Annotated in this window: 17 protein-coding genes and 2 tRNA genes; 8 read left to right on the forward strand and 11 right to left on the reverse strand. The window is 67.8% G+C overall.

What is annotated here, in order from left to right; translation table 11 throughout:
* Positions 1-281 precede the first annotated feature (281 nt).
* A complete protein-coding gene (locus HUX53_RS12580; protein WP_309237188.1) occupies positions 282-1,304 on the forward strand; it encodes a LacI family DNA-binding transcriptional regulator in 1,023 nt (340 codons plus the stop codon).
* Here the strand turns inward: HUX53_RS12580 and HUX53_RS12585 are convergent, their stop codons facing one another.
* A complete protein-coding gene (locus HUX53_RS12585) occupies positions 1,305-2,306 on the reverse strand; it encodes a LacI family DNA-binding transcriptional regulator (protein ID WP_176403355.1) in 1,002 nt (333 codons plus the stop codon).
* 329 nt (positions 2,307-2,635) lie between these two features.
* Here HUX53_RS12585 and HUX53_RS12590 point away from each other — a divergent pair, with 329 nt between their 5' ends.
* From HUX53_RS12590 to HUX53_RS12605, 4 genes are read left to right on the forward strand one after another with little or no spacing between them, the layout of a single operon-like run.
* A complete protein-coding gene (locus HUX53_RS12590; RefSeq protein ID WP_176403356.1) occupies positions 2,636-3,865 on the forward strand; it encodes an extracellular solute-binding protein in 1,230 nt (409 codons plus the stop codon).
* A 5-nt stretch (positions 3,866-3,870) separates the two neighbouring features.
* Entirely contained in the window at positions 3,871-4,749 is an 879-nt protein-coding gene (locus HUX53_RS12595; protein ID WP_176403357.1) for a carbohydrate ABC transporter permease, read from the forward strand.
* Positions 4,746-5,564: a carbohydrate ABC transporter permease gene (locus HUX53_RS12600; protein ID WP_309237189.1), complete on the forward strand. Its 819-nt coding sequence runs from the start codon at positions 4,746-4,748 to the stop codon at positions 5,562-5,564. The genes HUX53_RS12595 and HUX53_RS12600 overlap by 4 nt, the downstream gene beginning before the upstream one ends.
* Positions 5,565-5,583: 19 nt before the next feature.
* Positions 5,584-7,284, forward strand: a complete 1,701-nt coding sequence (locus HUX53_RS12605; RefSeq protein ID WP_176403358.1) for an amylo-alpha-1,6-glucosidase — start codon at positions 5,584-5,586, stop codon at positions 7,282-7,284.
* Here HUX53_RS12605 and HUX53_RS12610 read toward each other — a convergent pair.
* Genes HUX53_RS12610 through HUX53_RS12625 form a run of 4 tightly spaced genes read right to left on the reverse strand, consistent with a single transcriptional unit; the run spans position 7,278 to position 12,494 of the window.
* The gene (locus HUX53_RS12610) at positions 7,278-10,148 is read right to left on the reverse strand and encodes a hypothetical protein (RefSeq protein WP_176403359.1); all 2,871 of its coding nucleotides are present in this window, start codon (positions 10,146-10,148) and stop codon (positions 7,278-7,280) included. The genes HUX53_RS12605 and HUX53_RS12610 overlap by 7 nt on opposite strands.
* Positions 10,149-10,165: 17 nt before the next feature.
* Positions 10,166-10,837, reverse strand: a complete 672-nt coding sequence (locus HUX53_RS12615) for a response regulator (protein ID WP_176403360.1) — start codon at positions 10,835-10,837, stop codon at positions 10,166-10,168.
* Positions 10,834-11,994, reverse strand: coding sequence for a histidine kinase (locus tag HUX53_RS12620; protein WP_176403361.1), 1,161 nt, complete (start codon positions 11,992-11,994; stop codon positions 10,834-10,836). The genes HUX53_RS12615 and HUX53_RS12620 overlap by 4 nt, the downstream gene beginning before the upstream one ends.
* Positions 11,958-12,494, reverse strand: coding sequence for a hypothetical protein (locus HUX53_RS12625; RefSeq protein ID WP_176403362.1), 537 nt, complete (start codon positions 12,492-12,494; stop codon positions 11,958-11,960). The genes HUX53_RS12620 and HUX53_RS12625 overlap by 37 nt, the downstream gene beginning before the upstream one ends.
* Positions 12,495-13,359: 865 nt before the next feature.
* Here HUX53_RS12625 and HUX53_RS12630 point away from each other — a divergent pair.
* Entirely contained in the window at positions 13,360-14,850 is a 1,491-nt protein-coding gene (locus tag HUX53_RS12630) for a DNA methyltransferase (RefSeq protein ID WP_176403363.1), read from the forward strand.
* 592 nt (positions 14,851-15,442) lie between these two features.
* Entirely contained in the window at positions 15,443-15,895 is a 453-nt protein-coding gene (locus tag HUX53_RS12635; RefSeq protein ID WP_176403364.1) for a tyrosine-type recombinase/integrase, read from the forward strand.
* A 73-nt stretch (positions 15,896-15,968) separates the two neighbouring features.
* On the opposite strand, the gene HUX53_RS12640 is transcribed toward HUX53_RS12635, so the two are convergent.
* The 5 genes from HUX53_RS12640 to HUX53_RS12660 form a co-directional block, all read right to left on the reverse strand.
* Positions 15,969-16,041, reverse strand: a tRNA-Lys gene (locus HUX53_RS12640).
* An 81-nt stretch (positions 16,042-16,122) separates the two neighbouring features.
* Positions 16,123-16,689, reverse strand: coding sequence for a response regulator transcription factor (locus tag HUX53_RS12645; protein ID WP_176403365.1), 567 nt, complete (start codon positions 16,687-16,689; stop codon positions 16,123-16,125).
* A gap of 121 nt (positions 16,690-16,810) precedes the next feature.
* Positions 16,811-16,886: transfer RNA gene (locus tag HUX53_RS12650), tRNA-His, on the reverse strand.
* A gap of 55 nt (positions 16,887-16,941) precedes the next feature.
* Positions 16,942-17,538, reverse strand: coding sequence for an oligoribonuclease (gene orn / locus HUX53_RS12655; protein WP_176403366.1), 597 nt, complete (start codon positions 17,536-17,538; stop codon positions 16,942-16,944).
* Between the two features lie 82 nt (positions 17,539-17,620).
* Positions 17,621-18,271: a pyridoxamine 5'-phosphate oxidase family protein gene (locus tag HUX53_RS12660; protein WP_176403367.1), complete on the reverse strand. Its 651-nt coding sequence runs from the start codon at positions 18,269-18,271 to the stop codon at positions 17,621-17,623.
* Between the two features lie 69 nt (positions 18,272-18,340).
* Between HUX53_RS12660 and HUX53_RS12665 the strand changes: the two genes are divergently transcribed.
* Positions 18,341-19,708: a PLP-dependent aminotransferase family protein gene (locus HUX53_RS12665; protein ID WP_255205197.1), complete on the forward strand. Its 1,368-nt coding sequence runs from the start codon at positions 18,341-18,343 to the stop codon at positions 19,706-19,708.
* Here the strand turns inward: HUX53_RS12665 and HUX53_RS40010 are convergent.
* Positions 19,705-19,920 (reverse strand): hypothetical protein (locus HUX53_RS40010; protein WP_217919374.1); only part of this gene is annotated, 216 nt, incomplete at its 5' end. The genes HUX53_RS12665 and HUX53_RS40010 overlap by 4 nt on opposite strands.

The raw sequence follows: 19,920 nt of genomic DNA on the forward strand, positions 1-19,920 counted from the left end.
TGATGTGTATGGCAGTAGTCTATGTAGTGAGGTGGCTTTGTGTGGTGGTGAGACGCCGACCACCGTGAACGACACTAGCTGCTTCGGCGGCAGCGGCAGAGGGGGATGAGAGAGCGCGGGGAGCTGGGGGCCGGTGGCGCGCGCGAATGGCCCCGGCGGAAGAGGGGACCGGCGGTCCGAAAAGGTTTTCGGGATGAAGGTAAGAAGGCGATGCCAAGCTGTCAAGGGCCTCTTTCCGCCACCGAACTCCTTACAATGCTCAGAGCACGGAAAGGTTTTCGGTGGCCAGACACCCCTCCGCACCAGTGACGCTCACCGAGGTGGCCCGGCGCGCCGGGGTGTCGGTGGCGACGGCGTCCAAGGCACTCAACGCCCGTCCGGACGTCGCCCCGGAAACGCGCGCCCGCGTCCTCGCCGTCGCGGAGGAGCTGTCCTTCCAGCCCAACGCGCTCGCCCGCGGCCTGCTGTCCGGCAGCACCCGGACCGTCGGGCTCCTCACCGACGAGCTCGCGGGACGGTTCGCGATCCCCGTCCTGCTCGGCGTGGAGAACGCGCTCGGCGACGGGCAGCTGTCGGTGCTGCTGTGCGACGCGCGCGGGGACGCCATCCGCCGCCGGCACTACATCCGCACGCTGCTGGCCAGGCAGGTCGACGGGCTGATCATCCTCGGCGACCGCAACGACGTGCGCACGTCGCTCACCGCCGGCATCCCCGTCCCGGTCGTCTACGCCTACGGGGAGTCCGACGATCCGCGCGACCTGTCCGTCGTCGCGGACGACGTGGGCGGCGCGCGCCTCGCCGCCGAGCACCTGCTCGCGCTCGGCCGCCGGCGGGTCGCGCACATCACCGGCGAGGAGGGCTACCGCGCGGCGCGGGACCGGGCGGCGGGCCTGCTCCGCGTCCTGGACGAGGCGGGGCTCGCGCTCGCCGCCGGCCGCCCGCTCTACGGGGCCTGGTCGCAGCGCTGGGGACGGCAGGCGGCGCGCATGCTCCTCGCCGCGCATCCCGGCGTGGACGCGGTCTTCTGCGGCAGCGACCAGATCGCGTCCGGGGTCATCGACGCGCTGCACGACCTCGGCCGCCGGGTACCGGACGACATCGCCGTCGTCGGCTACGACAACTGGGAGATCTTCGCGACCGAGAGCCGCCCGCCGCTCACCACCGTCGACCTCGACCTCGAACGCCTCGGCGGCACCGCCGCGCGGCAGCTGATCGCGGCGCTGGAGGGCGAGCGGGGGAGCGGCGTCGTCCGGCATCCGGGCCGCCTCGTCGTCCGCGAGTCGACGGGCCCCGTGCCGGGCTGATCAGGCGGGACCGGTGCTCGCGCGCAGCGAGATCGGCGGCGTCAGCAGCTGGTGGCGAAGCGGCGCCGCCGGGGTGCCGATTCGCTCCAGCAGCAGGTCGATGGCGATGCGCCCCAGCTCGCGCGAGGGGACGTCGGCGGCGGTCAGCGCGGGCGTCACCGCCTCGGCCCACCGGCTGCCCACGATGCCGGTGACCGACATGTCGCGCGGGATCTCGCGCCCGGCGCTCCCGAGCCCCCGGTAGAGGCCGCCGAGCGCCGCCTCGTTCAGGGTCACGATGCCGGTCACGTCCGGATCGTCCGACAGGATCCGCTCCACGCACGCCTCGCCGGACGCGGCGTCGTCCCCGCACTGGTAGGAGCGCCCGGCGAGCCCGTGCTCGGCGAGCGCCTCCTCGAACCCGTCCTGGCCGCGCCGCGCCGACTCGTACCCGGCGCGGATCAGCTCCTCGGACCGGTTCACGAGCGCGAGCCGCCGGTGGCCGAGCTGCGCCAGGTGCCGGACGCAGTGCTGGACGAGCCGTCCGTGGTCCAGGTCGACCCAGGCGGTCCCGTCCGGGCGCGCGGTCCGGCCGATCGTCACGAACGGGAACCCGGTCGCGCGCATCCGGTCGACCCGGGCGTCCTGCATGCGGATCTCCATCAGGATCGCGCCGTCCACCCGCCGCTCGCCGATCAGCCGGTGGAACGCGCGGTCCTCGGCCCCGCCCGGCGACATCAGCACGTCGTAGTCGCGGACGGCGGCGGCGTCGACGAGGCCGCCGATGAAGTCCAGCTGCATGTCGGTGTAGTGCGTGCTCGCGGGCGGGAGGACCAGCCCGAGCGTCCGCGTCTCGCCGCGGGCGAGCGCCCGCGCGCTGGCGTTCGGCTGGTACCCCAGCTCGTCGATGACCTGCTGGACGCGCAGCCGGGTGGCCTCCGACACCGGCCGCTTCCCGCTCAGCGCGTAGGACACCGTGCTGCGCGACACCCGCGCCCGCCGGGCGATCTCCCCGATGGTCACGGACCCCCCGACGGTCTCCACCTCATCGAACCGCTTCGCCAAAGCCCCTCCAACCCGTGTGCCGACGATATCGGCTGTAGCGGCGACTCGAACCGGTTCGAGTCACTCCCCGCATCGTAAGCCCGGTCGACGATCGCCTTGACATGCGGAAACGGCGATGTGGTCGCGTCGGTGCCGATCGAGCCGGGGCCGGCAGGCCGCGAAATCCGTGCCCATCGGCTCATTGACCGGGCGAATGAGACGCGCTTATGGTCATCGAACCGATTCCGCGAATCGGTTCGATGATGTCGACGGGCTGACGCGCCAGGGCGCGCCGGAAAGGATCCGCGATGACCACTCCTGTTCACCGCCCCGAAACGTGCGTCCTGGCGGCGGGTCTCGCCGCGCTGACCCTGGCGGCCGGCTGCTCGTCCGGCGGCGGCTCCGCCGACCCCGGCACCTACACGCTGTGGGACCCCTACCCGCAGTTCCAGGCGGGCTCGCCCTGGGCGAAACTGCTGGACAAGTGCGGTGCCGACGCCGGCGTGAAGGTGAAGCGGACCGCCTACGACACCACGGACCTGACCAACAAGGCGCTGCTCGCCGCGCAGCAGGGCAACGCCCCGGACGTCCTCATCGTCGACAACCCGGTGGTGTCCACGCTCGCCCAGGCCGGCGTGCTGACCACGACCGCGGAGACCAAGACCGACACGTCGAAGATCAAGCCCAACCTGCTGGCCGCCGGGCAGTCCGGCGGCAAGACCTACGGCGTCCCGATCGGCGCGAACACCCTCGCACTCTTCTACAACAAGAAGGTCCTGGACGCCGCCGACGTCGACGCGTCCACGATCAAGGACTGGGCGGGCCTCACCGCCGCGCTGCAGAAGGTGAAGGCGGCCGGCAATAAGGGCATCACGTTCTCCGCGATCGGCACCGAGGAAGGCAGCTTCCAGTTCCTTCCCTGGTTCTGGGGCGCCGGCGCGCAGCTCACGCGGCTCGACTCGGCCGAGTCCGTCAGCGCGCTGTCGCTGTGGTCCGACTGGCTGAAGAAGGGCTACGCGCCGAAATCGGTGCTGAACAACACGCAGACCACGAGCTGGCAGGAGTTCGCCACCGGCGACTACGCGTTCGCCGAGAACGGCACCTGGCAGCTGGAGAACGTCAAGAAGGCGGGCTTCCCGTACGGGATCATCCCGATTCCCGGAAAGAGCGGCGGCACCGCGCCCGCGCCGACCGGCGGCGAGTTCGTGACCGTCCCGGTGCAGGACGACACCGGCCGCTACGCCACCTCGAAGAAGATCACCGACTGCGTGACCGTCGGGGACGGCTCCTACACCGCCGTCACCACGCTGTCCTACATCGCGCCGACGAGCGACATCCAGCAGAAGCAGGTCGCGGCGAAGCCGGAACTGAAGGTCTGGGTGGACGCGGTGCACTCGGCGAAGGGCCGCACCAGCGACGACCTCGGCACCAAGTACCCCAAGATCTCGCAGCAGATGTGGACGGCCGTCCAGGCGGCGCTGAGCGGTTCGGCCACGCCGCAGGAGGCGATGGCGAAGGCCCAGACGTCGGTGAAGTGAACGCGATGAGACGCTGGACGGCCTGGGCCTTTCTCCTGCCGCTGGTGGCCTATCTCCTCCTCTTCTACGCCTATCCCCTCTACCGCAACGTCGATCTGAGCCTGCGGGACTACAACGTCCGGTCGTTCGTCCACGGCGGGGCGCCGTTCGCGGGGCTGGGCAACTACGCCGAGGTCGTCCACGACGCGACGTTCTGGCCCGCGCTCTGGCACACCGTGGTGTTCACGCTGGTGTCGCTGCTGTTCCAGTTCGCCATCGGGCTCGGCCTGGCGGTGTTCTTCAACCGGCATTTCCGGCTCTCGGTGGTGTTGCGGGCCCTGTTCCTGGTGCCGTGGCTGCTGCCGCTGATCGTGTCGGCGTCGACCTGGGCGCTGCTGCTCAACTCCGAGGCCGGCGCCGTCAACTGGCTGCTGGGCCTGACCGGGATCGGGCCGGTCGACTGGCTGACCTCGCCGCACTGGTCGCTGGCCTCGGTGACGATCGCCAACATCTGGATCGGCATCCCGTTCAACCTCGTCATCCTCTACAGCGGGCTGCAGGGCATACCGGACGATCTGTACGAGGCGGCGGCGCTGGACGGCGCGTCCGCCTGGCAGCGGTTCTGGCGGATCGCCTTCCCGCTGCTGCGCCCCGTCTCGGCGATCACGCTGATGCTCGGCCTGGTCTACACGCTGAAGGTGTTCGACCTGATCTGGATCATGACCAGGGGCGGGCCCGCGGACTCGTCCACGACGTTCGCCACCTGGTCCTACCACCTCGCGTTCGCCAGCCCGCTGCCGTCCTTCGGGCCCGGCGCCGCCGTCGGCAACCTGCTGGTGCTGACGGCCCTGGCGTTCGGCCTGCTCTACATCCGCTTCGAACGCCGGCACCGGGAGGCCCTGTGAGGACGGCCAGGTCCTGGTGGAAGACGGGGATCGCGCTGCTGCTGACCGCGATCATGCTGTTCCCGGTCTACTGGATGCTCGCCAACTCGCTCACCCGCGATGAGGACATGCGGCGCACCCCGCCGTCCTTCTTCCCGTCCCGTCCCACGCTGGACGGCTACCGCGCCGTCCTGGACCAGCAGCTTCCCTACCTCGGCACGAGCCTCCTCGTCGGCTTCGGCACCGTGCTGCTGACCGTCGCGATCGCCGCGCCCGCCGGCTACGCGCTCGGCGTGCTGCGTCCCTGCGGCTCCGGCGCGCTGAGCTTCGTGCTGCTCGCCGCCCAGATGATCCCGGGGATCATCATGGCGATGGGGTTCTATGCGATCTACCTGAACCTCGGCGTGCTGAACACGCTGCCCGGCCTGGTCCTGGCCGACTCCACGCTCGCCGTCCCGTTCGGCGTACTGATCTTCACGGCGTTCATGTCGGGGATCCCCAGGGAGCTGCTCCAGGCGTCCCGGGTGGACGGCGCGGGACCGTTCCGCACGTTCTGGTCGATCGTCCTGCCGATCAGCCGCAACAGCGTCGTCACCGTCTCACTGTTCGCGTTCCTGTGGGCGTGGTCGGACTTCGTCTTCGCCAGCACGCTGGACGGCGGCGGGCGCTACAAGCCCATCACCCTCGGCATCTACCACTACATCGGCAACAACAACCAGCAGTGGAACGCCATCATGGCCGCCGCGGTCGTGGCGTCGGTCCCGACCACGCTCATCCTGATCGGCGCCCAGCGCTACATCGCCGCCGGAGCCACGGCCGGCGCCGTCAAGGACTGACTCCCAGAAAAGAGCCTGCATGCCCACCGGCCCCTTCTTCTCCGTCCAGGACATCCCGTTCAGCACCTTCGGCTCGTGGCTCGCCCTGTCGCCGGTCACCGCACTGCACACCCGTGCCGACGACCTTCACCTGATCTCCCACCAGGGCGGACTGAACCCGGTGCTGCGCCTCACCCCCCTCTCGGACGGCGCGCGGGCGACCACGACGATCACCGCCACACCCGGCCGGCTCACCTGGACGCACCCGTCCGGCGAGATCGAAGCAGCCTTCGAGTCACCCGACACGCTGCGGCTGCGCGGCTCCGGCTTGGCACTCGCGCTGGACGCCGCGATCACCGAACTGACGCCGTTCACCGGCACCTACTTCCACGACGCCGACACCCACGTCTTCACCTCGTACGAGACCGGCCGCCGCTACCGGGTGACCCCCCTGACAGGCCGGGCCACCACACGCGGCACCCAAACCCTGGGTAAAGCGGAACGCGGCCTGACACTCGACGGCGACCACTGGGAAGCAGCGATCGAGGAGTACGAAGCCGCCCGCCCGCCGTACTCCCCGCCCAACCCGTTCGAAGCCGTCTGCGCCGCATCCCTGTCAGCCTTCACAAGCTTCGCGGACGCCATCGCCCCTTGGCGCGGCCCGGACACCCCTGCCGCCGAACTAGCCGCCTACGTCCTGTGGTCGGCGACCGTCCGGCCCGCCGGCTTTCTGGGACGCCCAAGCGTGCTGATGTCGAAGCACTGGATGAACAAGGTGTGGAGCTGGGACCACTGCTTCAACGCCCTGGCACTGGCCGCCGGCGACCCCGAACTCGCCTGGGACCAATACCAGGTGCTGTTCGACCACCAGGACTCCTCCGGCGCCCTAGCCGATTCGGTGACGCATTTGGAGGTCCTGTTCAACTACGTGAAGCCCCCAATCCACGGCTGGGCGTTCGGCCACCTGCGCCGCCGCCTGGGTCGTCCACTGAAACGCTCCGAACTAGAACTGGCCCACGACCAACTCCAGGCCTGGACGAATTTCTGGCTAACGGCCCGCCGCGCCCCCGGCAGCCCGCTGCCGCACTACGAGCACGGCAACGACAGCGGCTGGGACAACGCGACGGCCTTCGACCCGGAACGCGTCATAGAAACCGCCGACCTCAGCGCCTTCCTAATCCTGCAAATGCGCGAACTGACAAACCTCAGCACCGAACTGTCCCGCCCCAACCCCTGGGCCAGAGCAGCCAACCAACTCCAAAAAGACCTATTCACCCGCCTCTGGCAGGGAGACCGTTTCGCCGCCCGCGGCGTGGCCACCGGAAACACCTGGCACACCAACGGCCTCCTAGACCTGATGCCCATCGTCCTAGGCGCGGACCTACCCCCGTCCACGGCAACAGCCCTGACCGACCGGCTCCGCGAGCATCTGACCGAGTTCGGTTTGGCGACCGAACTCCCCACGTCCCCGCACTACCGCCCCGACGGCTACTGGCGCGGCCCCATCTGGGCCCCCGCAACGATCCTGATCGAGGACGGCCTACGCCGAGCCGGCCACACCGCCCTAGCCGACGAAATCAGCACCCGCTTCCGCGCCCTCTGCGAACGCTCAGGCTTCGCAGAGAACTTCAACGCCCTAACCGGCAAGGGCCTAAGAGACCGCGCCTACACCTGGACAGCCAGCACCTACCTCCTCCTCGCCGCCCCCACGGACCCCGCCGCACCCGATCCACTTCACTGACCGGCGTTGATCAGTGCCGGCTGGGGTGAGTCGTGTGGTGGCCGAGCCTGGCCCGGCGCGGTGGTCTCGGCAGGACAGTGGGTGCGCGGATCGCGCTTCTGGCCGTGGTAAACGTCACCGATCATGAAGACGCAGGTCGGCTGTGCCGTGATGTCCTGGATGTCGGAGATGTTCAGGAGCGCGAGCCCGCGCCGATCGCCGACACGCGAGGCATGAAACTCGATCATGCCGGTCACGCCGGCCGACCAGAAGCCGGGCTCGCGCAGCCGCTGCGCGACGGCCGCCCGATCCGGTGTGGCCGGCTGCTCCTCCGCATGGTTCTGCCGGATGCTGTGTACGGCATCGATGAAGACCCCCGCGACGTCGTAGGTGAGTCCCACCCGTTCGGCCGGCCACCGGACGCCTGGTCTCTCGCTCACGGGCAGTTTGCTGCGCAGATCCGTGTACAAGATGCGGTATCCGGAGCAGAAGGCGGCCAGTTGGCCGGCGCTCTGCACGGACGATGCCTCACCTTCTTCGGAACAGGAGGAGCCGGCCAGGACCAGGAGGCTTCCCAAACTGACGTAGGACACGGGAATTCCCTTGAGCGTGTCCGGCAGGCGGCTTGCGGCATTGGCGACGTACCGCGATATGGCATCGTCGGCCACGATCGTGGGAAGGGCGCTGCGCATTGTGCATCCGGTGGTCAGCGCACGAAGGAAGTCGCTGAATTCGTCCTCGCGGCCTGCGAAGAACACGAGTTCATGCTGGTGGTCGGCGCCGTCAGCGCACACATGGCGCAGATCTCCGGCGGCGTCGTTCCAGCTGACCCGCCCTGCCGTGTGGCCGTGCTGCTGGAATGCCCCGACGGTCGACTCCACGAGGGTCTTGAGGTAGGTGTCGTTTCCGTAGTCCTGGGGGTGGTAGATCGTCACCTTCGTCGCCCGGATGAACTCCGCGTACTGGGCGATGAGCTCCGCCTCGTGCGGGTTGCCCGGGACCATCTGGAAATACAGCGGGGAAGCATGGTCGAGCCCGGTGCCGGTGAGCGTCGTGCCGAAGGCCGGGACGCCGGCTCCACCGAACATGGTGATGGCCTGTTCGGTCTGTGTGACGGTCCGGTCGAGGCCGACCACCCCGAGAATGCCGGCGTCCGCCTTGAGGAGTGGCAAGAGCATCGTGCGCGCGACCTGCGGCGCCGCCTTCATCTTCTCGCCACCGTTCGCGACGATGATTTTCAGGAGCGGCAAGGTCTCGGACGGGACGTTCTGGATCTGCTGGCGCAGGAGCAGCCCTTCGAGTTCCTCCGAAACGGCGTGGTCGGTGTTCTGAGCCGAACCCTTGTGCGTCAATCCGGCGAAGAAGATGAGCGTGATATAAGGCCGTCCTGGATCCTCGGCGTGCTTGCGTGCGGCGATCTCGTTCTCATCGAAGACCTCCCCCTGAACGTGCCGCAGCCGTGCGTTCGAGCCGAAGATCTGAGTCCGGTCGGCGCTGTACCCCACACACTGGACGTCGTCACCGTCCAGGCGGACGGCCCGCACGGCCACCTGTGCTCCGAACCGGCCCGGTGAAACGGAGCATCCGGCCTCCCTCTGCCCGACGTAGAAGGTCACCAGAGGGATCAGCGAAAAGCACACGGCCGCCAGCGTCACAGGCCACAGGAAACGGCGTCTGGTCATCCAAAGAGGAGGCCGGCTGCGGAACGTCCTCGCTCCCCAAGCGATCTGGTCATCGGGGGAGAGGCTCGCCGCGTCCTCGGGCGGGGTCGCCGCCGGGAGCCGGAAGGAGAGATGGCGGACATCCGCGGCGAACGGCTTTTCCGACAGCCTCTTCCACCATTGCTCCAGTTCAAGGGGCGCCTGCCCGGGAGCCGGGCGGCCGGCCCCCGGCGGCCCAAGCGGCACGTCCTCCCCGGCGGCGATGACGAGGAGCGGATCGAACTGTCCGGTCTCGTTGCGCACATCACTGATCAGCCGCAGCAACTCCACCGCGCCGTTCTTGGCCGTGGCGTTGTCCACCAGCAGCACCACGTACCCGGTCCGGCGGCATCCCTTGATGCGGGGAAGAAACTTCAGGCGGGTCCGGCGGTAGGCCACCCGGAGATCCTCCAGAAAAGCATGGACGAGGAGCTTCTTCACGCTCGGCTCGTTCTCAGGCTCGCGGTGCCCGACGGTGAGACGCGTGGCGAAATTGAGGAAGTTCCTCGAATGCCTGGGGACCATGTATGTCTGCCGGCGCATGAACCAGTGGCTTTCCCGGGCCAGCCCTGGCACGCGTTTCGAGACGAGGCCGCGAAGTCCGCGGCTCCGGCTGATCAGGCAGGCGATCTGGAGGGCCGTCCTCGTCGGCATGTTCGGGATGAGGCTCAGCCCTTCCGGCAGCCCGGTTCCCTGCGGGACGTCCGCGTCCTTGCCCGCCCACTGACTCAAGAGGCGCGTGATCTGAGCCTCGTCATCCTGCGTGCGCGCCGCCTCCAGCGTGGCGCCGGTAAGCCAGTCCGCCACGCGGTACCGGTCGAAGCGGCTCAGCCGATGCCCCCTGACCCGCTGCGAAGCCAGACCGTGGCCGGCCGCGTCGAGCAGCGGCAGCAGGGGGAGGCTGCGGCTGAACTCGTCCGCCGAACCGCTCCAGCGCAGCCTGGTCTGCTCCACCACCGTGGCGGCGTCCACGTAATGGACGGGCACGTCGGGCGCATGCTCGCGGATGTGCTTGGCGAGCGAGCGGAGAAAGCCGGCCGTCGTCCGGTCCCGGTGGAGATGGATCACGGGAAGTGGATGGTCGCCGCGCTGGGACCGGGCGAACATGCCGGGCCGCTCGTACAGCCGGCGGATCGTATCCATCAGTGCGGCTGCGCCGCGGAAAGTCGGAGTCTCGGAGAACATATCTCTTCACTTCGTTGTCAGTAAGGACGAACCATTCCGCTGCGATGAGCGCAGACGATGACGGCCGCACGGTCGCGGAGCTGGAGTTTGTACATGATGCGGTTGACGTAAGTTTTGACGGTCGACTCCTCAATGCTCAGGTCGGAGGCGATCTCCGCGTTGTTGCGCGCTCTCGCGATCGCCAGCATGGTCTCCCTCTCCCGCGGAGTGAGCCGACCGAGTTCCTCCGGCCCGCGGTGCAGCGGGTCTGTGCGTCCGGCGGTGTGCTCGTCGAAGAGGCGGTCGATCGCCTCGGGGGACAACCAGCGGCGTCCTGCGGCGACGGCGGCGACGGCGTCCCGGATGGCCACCGGGTCACGGTCGATGACGTAGCCGTCGGCGCCGGCGCGGATCGCCCGGGCGACGGCCTCCTCGGTGTAGGAGGTCAGGATGATGATCTTGATGGTGCGGGCCCCGGAACCGCCAAATCCGTCGGCGGTGATCAGGCGCGTCGCCTCGATGCCCGAGCATCCGGGCATCCGGATGTCCATGAGCACGATGTCGGGACACAACCGGCGCGCCTGCTCGACGGTGGCGTGGCCGTCCGCGGCCTCGCCCACGACGACGACGCCTGGATCATGGGCGAACTGCATCCGCAACGCGTCGCGGATGCGCTGGTCATCGTCGGCGATGACGATCCGGACGGTCATGGTGCCCGCCGTTCGCCGCCGGGGACGGAGAGTTCCGCCCTGATCTCGAACCCTCCGTCGGGCCGGCGGGCGGCGTGGAAGGACCCGCCGGCCTCCAGGACGCGTTCCCGCATGTTCGCCAGTCCCCTGCGGCTCGTCCCCGAGGGGCTGCGGCACCCCGGTACGGGCGGGCCGTTGGCGATCTCGATGATCACGCGGTCGCGAAGCCTGTGCTCGCGCACCGTCACAGTGCCTGGACCCGCGTGCACCATGGCGTTGGTCAGGCCTTCCGTGATGATCAGGCAGACCAGGTCCAACTGCCCGGAGTCGACCTCCGATGCTTCCCCGTCGGCCAGGTAGTCGACGACCGCGCCCTGCTCCCGCAGCATCTCGATGTGCCGGTCGAGCCGCTCCCGCGCGTCGGCATCGGAGGCGTCGCGGTCCAGGTCGTTCAGCATGCGGCGCAGTTCGGCGATGGACTCGGCCGTGCTCGATTCGATCGCGCTGAGGTGGCGCCGGACCCGGCCGAGATCGGTACTCAGATCCTTGGGCGCCGCATGCGCGGTCAACCGGACGACGGACAGCGTGGTGAGAGCCCTGTCGTGGATCTCCCGGCTCAACCGGGCGCGCTCGCGACGCACCTCGTCCGCCGCCGTCACCTTTGCTCGCGCGGCCGCGATCGCCCGGCTGAGCCGCACCCCGTAGCCGACCGCCCATGCGGCGAGGTAGAGGAACGTCCAGAACGCCGCCACGATGCAGATCACCAGCGCGCGGTGTTCGGTCGGGTTCTGTTCGGTCTCGGTGAAGGCGGCGCACACGGCGAGCACGGCCGCCCCCGCGACCGCCGGAAGCGACCACCGGACACCGGCGCCGAGGGTCCACAGGACGGCCGCCATCGAGACGACGGGATTGAAATACACACCGGTCAGTGGCCCGACGGACAGGCCCGTCAGAAGGATCGAGGCGTAAGCCGCGTGCGGACGACCCGTCCGCCACACGAGCCCGGCAGCCGTGATCAGCGCGCCGTCGGAAAAGAACACCACGTCGACCAGCACCGGAACCGACTGGAAGATCATCCGAATCCGCCGAGGCGTGCGTGCCCACCTGGCCTGGATGGAAATGTCCGTCACCCGTCTCGTCCCTAATTGCAGGCGTGCAGGATTCGGCAGGTCCAGCACGCGAGCCCGCAGCCTCGGTTCGCCGTGATGTGGCGGTAGAGCACCTCGGCCCGCCGATCCGATTGCACACCCGGTGGCAATGCCGCCGGGAGCGCGCCGTCCAGCTGCCCCGTGAACGCCGCCCGGACGGAGCCGGTCTCGGCGACGGCCCTTTCGAGCTCCGTCCGGGAGACTTTCGCGTGCCAGGACGCGTGCGCCGACCGCCGGGACAGCCGGACGATCCCCGTAAGGTTCGTCTCCCCGTCCGGCCGGACGGATTCGATCAGCGTCACGCTCACCGGCTCAATGCGCTCGACACCAGCCGCCTCGCCGACCGCGGCCGTGATGACGTCGAACGGCGTCCGATCCCGGGACACCGCCGGCGGGAACTCGGGAACCAGCACCACGCGCGGCCGCACCAGAATGCCGGGAATGGGAACAGCCGTAGTGTTCTGTTCCGATATCGGAAGAATGGCGGTGAAGACAGGCATTTTGTGGCCTCCATGCTCCTCGTCATGCACTCTCTGTGCAGGAGCATCGAACTAGCGCGACGAGACCTGTGTAATCAAACTACGGGTGGAGGAGAGCCGCTTTGCCCTGAAAATGAGCCGAATTCACTACACGCTGAAGAAACCAGCTGACCCCACCGAACCAGCCACCCCCACCAAAGCCGCGAGAGCACACGGACACCCCACATGCAGCGCCCCAGAAAGCAGTCGCAGGTGGAGAACGCCCACCCACAGACGTCCCGACAAGCCGCAGGACGCCGCGAGCCTACCTCCACAGACGTCCCCGCAAAGTGCGCCCACAGCGTGCACAAGCCGAGATGCGACCCCCCTTGGGGGTCGTCCCCCAAGGGAAGGCAGCCGCGATACAAGCCCAAAGGCCGTTGCACAGAAGCACCCAAATGGGGACGACCCCGGCCGGGGGTATGGGGGGCGTCCCCCCAATGGAAGGCCAAGGACCCGGGAAGCAAGCCCACGAAGCGGGTTTGCGAACAGGGGTCGCCGAGTGCGCCGTCAGGGACTTGAACCCCGAACCCGCGGATTAAGAGGTCGGAACGATCACCCAACATGATCCACTAGCGTCCACGAACCCCACCGAACCGTGGGCTCTCGGACACCGCTGGACAGTGCCGGACTGCCACACGAACCGCAACCGGCCTGGAGCATGCCATGCTGTCAGCCGATGCCTCTGATCCGGGGACTTGGCCTTGGAGCGGACCTGTCATCGGTGGTGCGCGGGCCGGCTGATGCGTGCCACTCGTAACGTGTGTCAGGTAAGTAGACACTATCCGACAAGGTAGCGGTGGCCGGATGCGGGCGCGACCATTGAAGGATTCTTTTGGGTTGGCGATGATGAGAGAGCGGACCCGGAGGTTGTCCTATGGTGCCACCGATCGAAACGGGCGTGCTCTTTTGCGATGACAATCTGCATCGCACGGCAACCTTTCCGGACGAATCGGTGGACCTGATTTACCTAGACCCACCCTTCTTCAGCAACCGTGTCTACGAAGTTATTTGGGGGGATGAAGCCGAGGTTCGATCATTTGAGGATCGTTGGGAAGGTGGGATGCATGTCTACGTCGGCTGGCTTCGTAGCAGGATCATGGAGTTTTGGCGGATCCTCAAACCCACAGGGACGCTTTATTTGCACTGCGATCCGCATGCCAGTCATTACTTGAAAGTAATGCTTGACGAGATTGCTGGAGCGTATTGCTTCAGAAATGAAATCGTCTGGAAGCGGACTGCGGCCAAGGCGCTGATGACTAACCGGTTTCCGACTAACCATGACTTAATTTTCATGTATGCGAAGAGTGGTGAGGCAACGTGGAACAAAGATGCGGCGTTCACTCCTTACGATCCGAACGACCTGGATGAAAAGACTCTAGGGAAATACTCTCTCATTGACGAGCATGGTCGCCGTTATCAGCTGACCAGCCTTATCAATCCGAACGCTGACCGCCCCAACCTCACCTATGAATTTCTAGGTGTCACTCGGGTGTGGCGATGGACGCGAGAGAGGATGGAGCAGGCGCACCGCGATGGCATTGTTGTCCAGACTGCTCCCGGCCGGGTACCTAGGCTGAAGCGCTATCTTGACGAGCAGCGCGGGAAGCCGATCGGAGATGTTTGGACCGATATTTCGCCTCTCAATAGTCGAGCCGCGGAAAGGCTCGGCTACCCAACGCAAAAGCCTGAGTCGCTACTTGAGCGGATTATCTCGATTAGCTCTAATGTCGGAGACGTCGTGCTGGACCCATTTTGTGGGTGTGGCACAACGGTTACGGTCGCACAAAAGCTTGGCCGCCGCTGGATTGGTATCGACATAAGTCCGACCGCCGTTAATATAATGGATCGACGTCTTAAGCGGATCGCCGGAGTGGAGTCGCCGAAACTTGTCGGCCTTCCGTCGACGGTGGAGAGTCTTCGAATGCTCAAACCGTTCGAGTTCCAGAACTGGGTTATCCGGCAATTCTATGGAGTAAACTCTCCTCGTAAAACTGGAGACATGGGAATCGACGGTTACACCTTTCTAACGCGTGATCCAATACAGGTGAAGCAGTCCGAACGTGTTGGACGTGACGTCGTCGACAAGTTCGAGACCGCAGTGAAACGGGACAAGTCTACGGCAGGCTGGATCGTCGCATTCAGCTTTACTAGGGGGGCTCGGGAAGAAGTGGCCCGAGCGCGATGGCATGAAGGGCTCGACATAAGACTCCTCACCGTCGCGGAGCTACTGAAGCCCAAGGCTGAACGCCGTGGTCCGTTGTGGGCCGAACCCGGCTCGGTCGCAGAGCTGCCACTCACTGGCCCCATTAAGAGCAATGAAATTTCGGCAGAAGAGCTTATTGAAAGCTCGAGAACGGCTGGCTGAGGCATCGTACCCACGAATTCCGGGACGTTCGCCTGCGACGCTGGAGCGGTCAGCGTCTCGAGGGCCCTCAGGTAGATGCCGACGTCTCAGGCGGAGTACGCCACTCCTACGGCGATCTCTCGTCAAAGCTTGGACCGCTGCGGGCGGTGCGAGAGACTTGCAGCATGGCCAAATTGTGCCTTCGGCTTTGGCTCCGAAGACGGTGTCTGCTTCGTCTACGAGCAGGGTGGGCGGGTCGTCGGTGATGGAGCGGTAGACCGCGGCCGGTGAGGAGTTGACGGTGATGAAAGGGGTGTGGCAGGTCGCTTCGGTGGCGTCCACCAGGCGGGACTTTCCGCAGCGCTTTTCGGGCCGCGGATGACCAGCCGCGGGGCGTGCAGCCATGCGGGTTGGGCGTAGGTGGCGGCGATCCACAGCGTGACGGCGTCAGTGACGCGACCGCCTACGCCCAAGCCGCACTCCAAGGTGAAGCCCAGCGGGTCCGCGTCGCCGTCATCGGCGGCCGCAACCACGCCCTCAACAAAGCCGCCTACAACCTCGGCCGCCTCGCTGGCGCGGGCGCCCTCACCTACGACCACGCCTACAACGCCCTGTGGCACGCCGCCAGCGGCCACTTCGGCCCGCTCCACCACGACATGAGCCCGACGAAGCCCACGCCACCATCACCTCCGGCCTGCCTCTTCTCAGGGCGCACAAGGCGACTCAGGACGCCGAGCGGCGCGACGCCGGCGACGCGTGGCAGGAATGGGGACTCGTCTGGTGCGGTCCGGACGGCGCACCGATCCGAGCGCGTGACGACTGGGAAGCCTGGAAGGCTCTCCTACGAGCTGGCGGGATCGAAGCGGACGCCTACCGACTGCACGACGCGCGGCACACCGCAGGGACGTTGCTCGGAGAGCAGGGCGTGAGTATCCACGTGATTCAGCGCATCCTGGGCCACGCTCAGCTCAGCACGACGCGCCGCTACGTCCAGCCGACCGACCCCCTGACGACCGACGCCGTGACCCGCATCGGGGGAGCGCTCTGGGGCTCTCCAGAGACCTAACCGCAACGGCGATTGCAACCAACATCAAACAGGGCGTACGCCGGTGATCGGTGTACGCCCTGGTGGTTGCGGGTGCGCCGTCAGGGACTTGAACCCCGAACCCGCGGATTAAGAGTCCGCTGCTCTGCCAATTGAGCTAACGGCGCATGTCTGGGGGCCTTGGCCGTGGCCGGGGGCCCTTGCGACAGAAAGAACAGTACCAGGGGCCGCGGGGGTGTGCGAATCGGTTAGTCCTGGGCGGGGAGGACGCTGACCATGCCGCGCCAGAGGGCGATGGCGGTGGCGCGGGAGCTGACGCCGAGCTTGGCGTAGATGCGGTTGACGTGGTTCTTGACGGTCTTCTCGGACAGGAAGAGCTGGCGGGCGATCTCGCCGTTGGAGCGTCCGGTGGCGATGAGGTCCATGACCTCGGATTCGCGGGCGGACAGGCCGAGGGTGGTGCGGGACGCGGCGCGGACGCCGCGGATGAGGTCGGGGACGGTGAAGGAGCCGGGGACGAGGTGGCCGCAGGCGCCGGCGCGGAGGGCGGTCTCGACGGCGGCCGGGTCGGCGGAGAGGAGGAAGACGCGGGATGCGCCGCTGAGCGGGCGCGCGTGCGCGGCGGAGGCGGCGTCCAGCAGGACGATGTCGGGCCGGAGGCGCTCGGCGAGGGTGAGTGCGGTGTGGGGGTCGGGGGTGTCGGCGACGACCCGGAGTTCGTCGCTGGCGTCCAGGAGGGTGATCACGTCCGCGCGGACCCGGGGATCGGCGTCCACCACGAGGACGCGCAAGGGGGCCGTCTCGTCGACACTCATCGCTGCCCTTGGCGTGTCGTTGACATTTATAGGGACGGAGCATAACGGGACGGTCAGCAAGAGTCGATGGACCGCGCCGGACACGACGAAGGCCCCGGCCGATCGACCGGGGCCCCGCAGCTGGGGTGAGTGAGGGGACTTGAACCCCCGACATCTTGGACCACAACCAAGTGCTCTGCCAGCTGAGCTACACCCACCGTGGCCGGGAGCGCGTCCCGGCTCCAAGTAGTGTAGCGGCTTCCGGGGGGTGGGTCAGCCGGAGGAGACCTTGGCGGCGATGGAGCGGGCCGTGTCGGTGTCGGGGCCGGGCTGCTGGACGAAGACGGCGGCGCGGTAGTAGCGCAGTTCCTGGATGCTCTCGGTGATGTCGGCGAGGGCGCGGTGGCCGCCCTTCTTCTCCGGGCTGGCGAAGTACACGCGCGGGTACCAGCGGCGGGCCAGCTCCTTGATGGAGGAGACGTCCACCATGCGGTAGTGGAGGTGGCCGTCGAGGGCGGGCATGTCGCGGGCCAGGAAGGACCGGTCGGTGGCGATGGAGTTGCCGCACAGGGGCGCCTTCTTGGCGTCCTTCACGTGGCCCCGGACGTAGGCGAGGACGGTCTCCTCGGCCTCGGCGAGGGTGACGCCGGTGGGGAGCGCCTCCAGGAGCCCGGACGTGGTGTGCATGTCCCGGACGACTTTGGTCATCTGCGTCACCGATTCGGGCGGCGGCTTGATGATGACGTCGACGCCGTCGTCGAGGATGTTGAGCTCGCTGTCGGTGACGAGTGCGGCTATCTCGATGAGCGCGTCGTTGCGCAGGTCGAGTCCTGTCATCTCGCAGTCGATCCAGACCAGCCGCTCGTTCATGGATTCACCCTACGGCCATGGACGACTGCGCGGGGCATCGAGTCTTCTTCCTCCTGGACGTTGCGCCGCCGGGAGGCCCGGATCAGGGGGCGGCGAGTTGGGCGATATGTCCAGGAACGGGGATGTCGAGGCGCAGTAGCGGGTCGGGGAGAGGCTCGCCGAACGTCTGCGCGACGGGGAGGACGCCGGCCCAGATGTCCAGGGCGTAGTCCTCCTCCTCGTCGGACGGCGGGGCCTGGCGGATCTTGACCGAGGCCTCCTCCAGGGAGAGCGCGATCACCGAGGTCGCGGCGAGTTCCTTGCGCGACGGTTCGCGCGTCGAGTCCCATTGGCCCGGGACGAGGTTCTCGATGATGGCGCGCAGGCCGGCCGTCTTCTCGTCCTGGTCGGTGACGAGTTCGGGCGTCCCGTAGATGACGGCGCTGCGGTAGTTGACCGAGTGGTGGAAGGCGGACCGGGCGAGGACGAGGCCGTCCAGGTGGGTGACGGTGACGCAGATTTCCTGGGCCGGGGCCGCCATGAGGCTGCTCGCACCGGTGGAGCCGTGGAGGTAGAGGGTGTCGTCCAGGCGGCCGTAGCAGGTGGGCAGGACGCGCGGTGAGCCGTTCACGACGACGCCGAGGTGGCAGATCATGCCGGCGTCCAGGACCTCGTGCAGGACGGAGCGGTCCGTGGCGCCGCGTTCCGCGAGCCTGGTGAGGCGCGTGCGGGTGGTCGAAGAGAGTGGGTTCATGTCCGTTTACGCTAGGACGCGAGTGGCCTGGTCGGTATGGCCAATCGATGCGTAAAGCCGGAGACCACTTTGTCGATCGATCTGCCCCTCGTCGTTGACCGGGACGCCAAGGAGCCGATGAGCGCCCAGCTCGTCGGCCAGTTGCGTGCGGCGATGGCGGAAGGACGGCTCGCCGCAGGGGAGCGGCTTCCGTCCAGTAGGGCGCTGGGCAAGCTGCTGGACGTCAGCCGGACGGTCGTGACAGAGGCCTACGAGCAGTTGTATGCGGAAGGCTGGCTGGAAGGACGCCACGGCTCCGGAACGTACGTGACCGAAGGCGTCGCCGCCGCACCTGTACCGAGACCACAGAAACCGACCACGAGGCCAGGGCGGCGGGCTGCGGCCCCACACGAGATCGACCTGCGGCCGGGTGTCGCCTGGATCGGGGCTCTCGATACACCGGCATGGCGCCGCGCATGGCGACTGGCTGCGGGCATGCCTCCGCAGCAGCGCCAAGACCCGCACGGACTACCGGGCTTGCGTGAAGCGCTCGCCGACTACCTCAGGCGTAGCCGCGGCGTGAGTTGCCCCCTGGACGGTCTCCTCGTGACGCGCGGAGCGACGAACGGGCTCGATCTGCTTGCCGCGACCGTGCTTCGTCCTGGCGACCGCGTAGGGGTGGAGGACCCTGGCTATGGGAAGGCACGCATCGTCCTAGAGGGACGTGGCGCGGAGTTGGTTCCGTGTCCTGTCGATGAGCACGGCCTCATCGTCGACGGCCTGCCGGACGATTTGCGCATCATCTACACGACTCCGTCGCACCAGTACCCGATGGGCGGCGTCCTGCCCGTCCCGCGCCGGCAGGCGCTGCTGGCATGGGCGAGACGCATCGGGGCGCTCATCGCCGAGGACGACTACGACGGCGAGTTCCGGTTCGACGTGGCGCCCCTGCCCGCCTTGTACGGACTCGACCCGGACGTAGTGGTCTATCTCGGCACGACGGCGAAGATCCTCACCACCGACATGGGCGTCGGCTGGCTGGCGGGACGTCCCGACCTGGTCGGGGAGGTGGCGGCGCGCCGCGCGCAGCTGAACGACCGCACGGCCATCGTCCCGCAGGACGCGCTGCGCCTCCTCCTGGAAAGGGGCGATCTCGACCGGTACGTCCGCCGGATGCGCGCCGAGTACGCGCGGCGCCGGGAGGTGGTCGTGCGGGCGCTGGACGGCCTTCCACTGCGTGGCGACACCGCCGGTCTGCATCTGGTGGTGGACGTCCCGGAATCCGAGGCGCGGCGCATCTCGGCGGAAGCGGGCGAACGGGACGTCCTGGTGGAGACCCTGGAACGCCACTACATGGGTGCGCCGCGCGCGTCCGGCCTGGTGATCGGCTACGGCTCGGCCGCGACGACGAGCGAACTACGCAAAGGCTGCGAAATCGTCCGGAGCCTGAGCGCCTAGTGGGACATGGCGGACTGACCGACGGGCACGGGCTCCGACGCGGGACGCAGCGGCGGCGGGGACGGCGGGTCGTTCTGCGGCGGCCGGACGGTGTCGGGCGTGCGCGGGCGCGGCGGCAGCAGCTGGGCCCCGCCGCTGTGTCTTATACACCACTCCGAGCCCCCCCGAGGGCCCCGCACCACGGAGGCCGGCGTCCGTCTTAACAAAAAAAA

The organism is Actinomadura sp. BRA 177 (genome assembly GCF_013372625.1).
Classification (GTDB): domain Bacteria; phylum Actinomycetota; class Actinomycetes; order Streptosporangiales; family Streptosporangiaceae; genus Spirillospora.

Coding starts and splice junctions, on each gene's coding strand:
- HUX53_RS12590 (WP_176403356.1), top strand. CDS start 2,636: ATGACCACTCCTGTTCACCGCCCCGAAACGTGCGTCCTGGCGGCGGGT.
- HUX53_RS12595 (WP_176403357.1), top strand. CDS start 3,871: ATGAGACGCTGGACGGCCTGGGCCTTTCTCCTGCCGCTGGTGGCCTAT.
- HUX53_RS12605 (WP_176403358.1), top strand. CDS start 5,584: ATGCCCACCGGCCCCTTCTTCTCCGTCCAGGACATCCCGTTCAGCACC.
- HUX53_RS12610 (WP_176403359.1), bottom strand. CDS start 10,148: ATGTTCTCCGAGACTCCGACTTTCCGCGGCGCAGCCGCACTGATGGAT.
- HUX53_RS12615 (WP_176403360.1), bottom strand. CDS start 10,837: ATGACCGTCCGGATCGTCATCGCCGACGATGACCAGCGCATCCGCGAC.
- HUX53_RS12630 (WP_176403363.1), top strand. CDS start 13,360: ATGGTGCCACCGATCGAAACGGGCGTGCTCTTTTGCGATGACAATCTG.
- HUX53_RS12645 (WP_176403365.1), bottom strand. CDS start 16,689: ATGAGTGTCGACGAGACGGCCCCCTTGCGCGTCCTCGTGGTGGACGCC.
- orn (WP_176403366.1), bottom strand. CDS start 17,538: ATGAACGAGCGGCTGGTCTGGATCGACTGCGAGATGACAGGACTCGAC.
- HUX53_RS12660 (WP_176403367.1), bottom strand. CDS start 18,271: ATGAACCCACTCTCTTCGACCACCCGCACGCGCCTCACCAGGCTCGCG.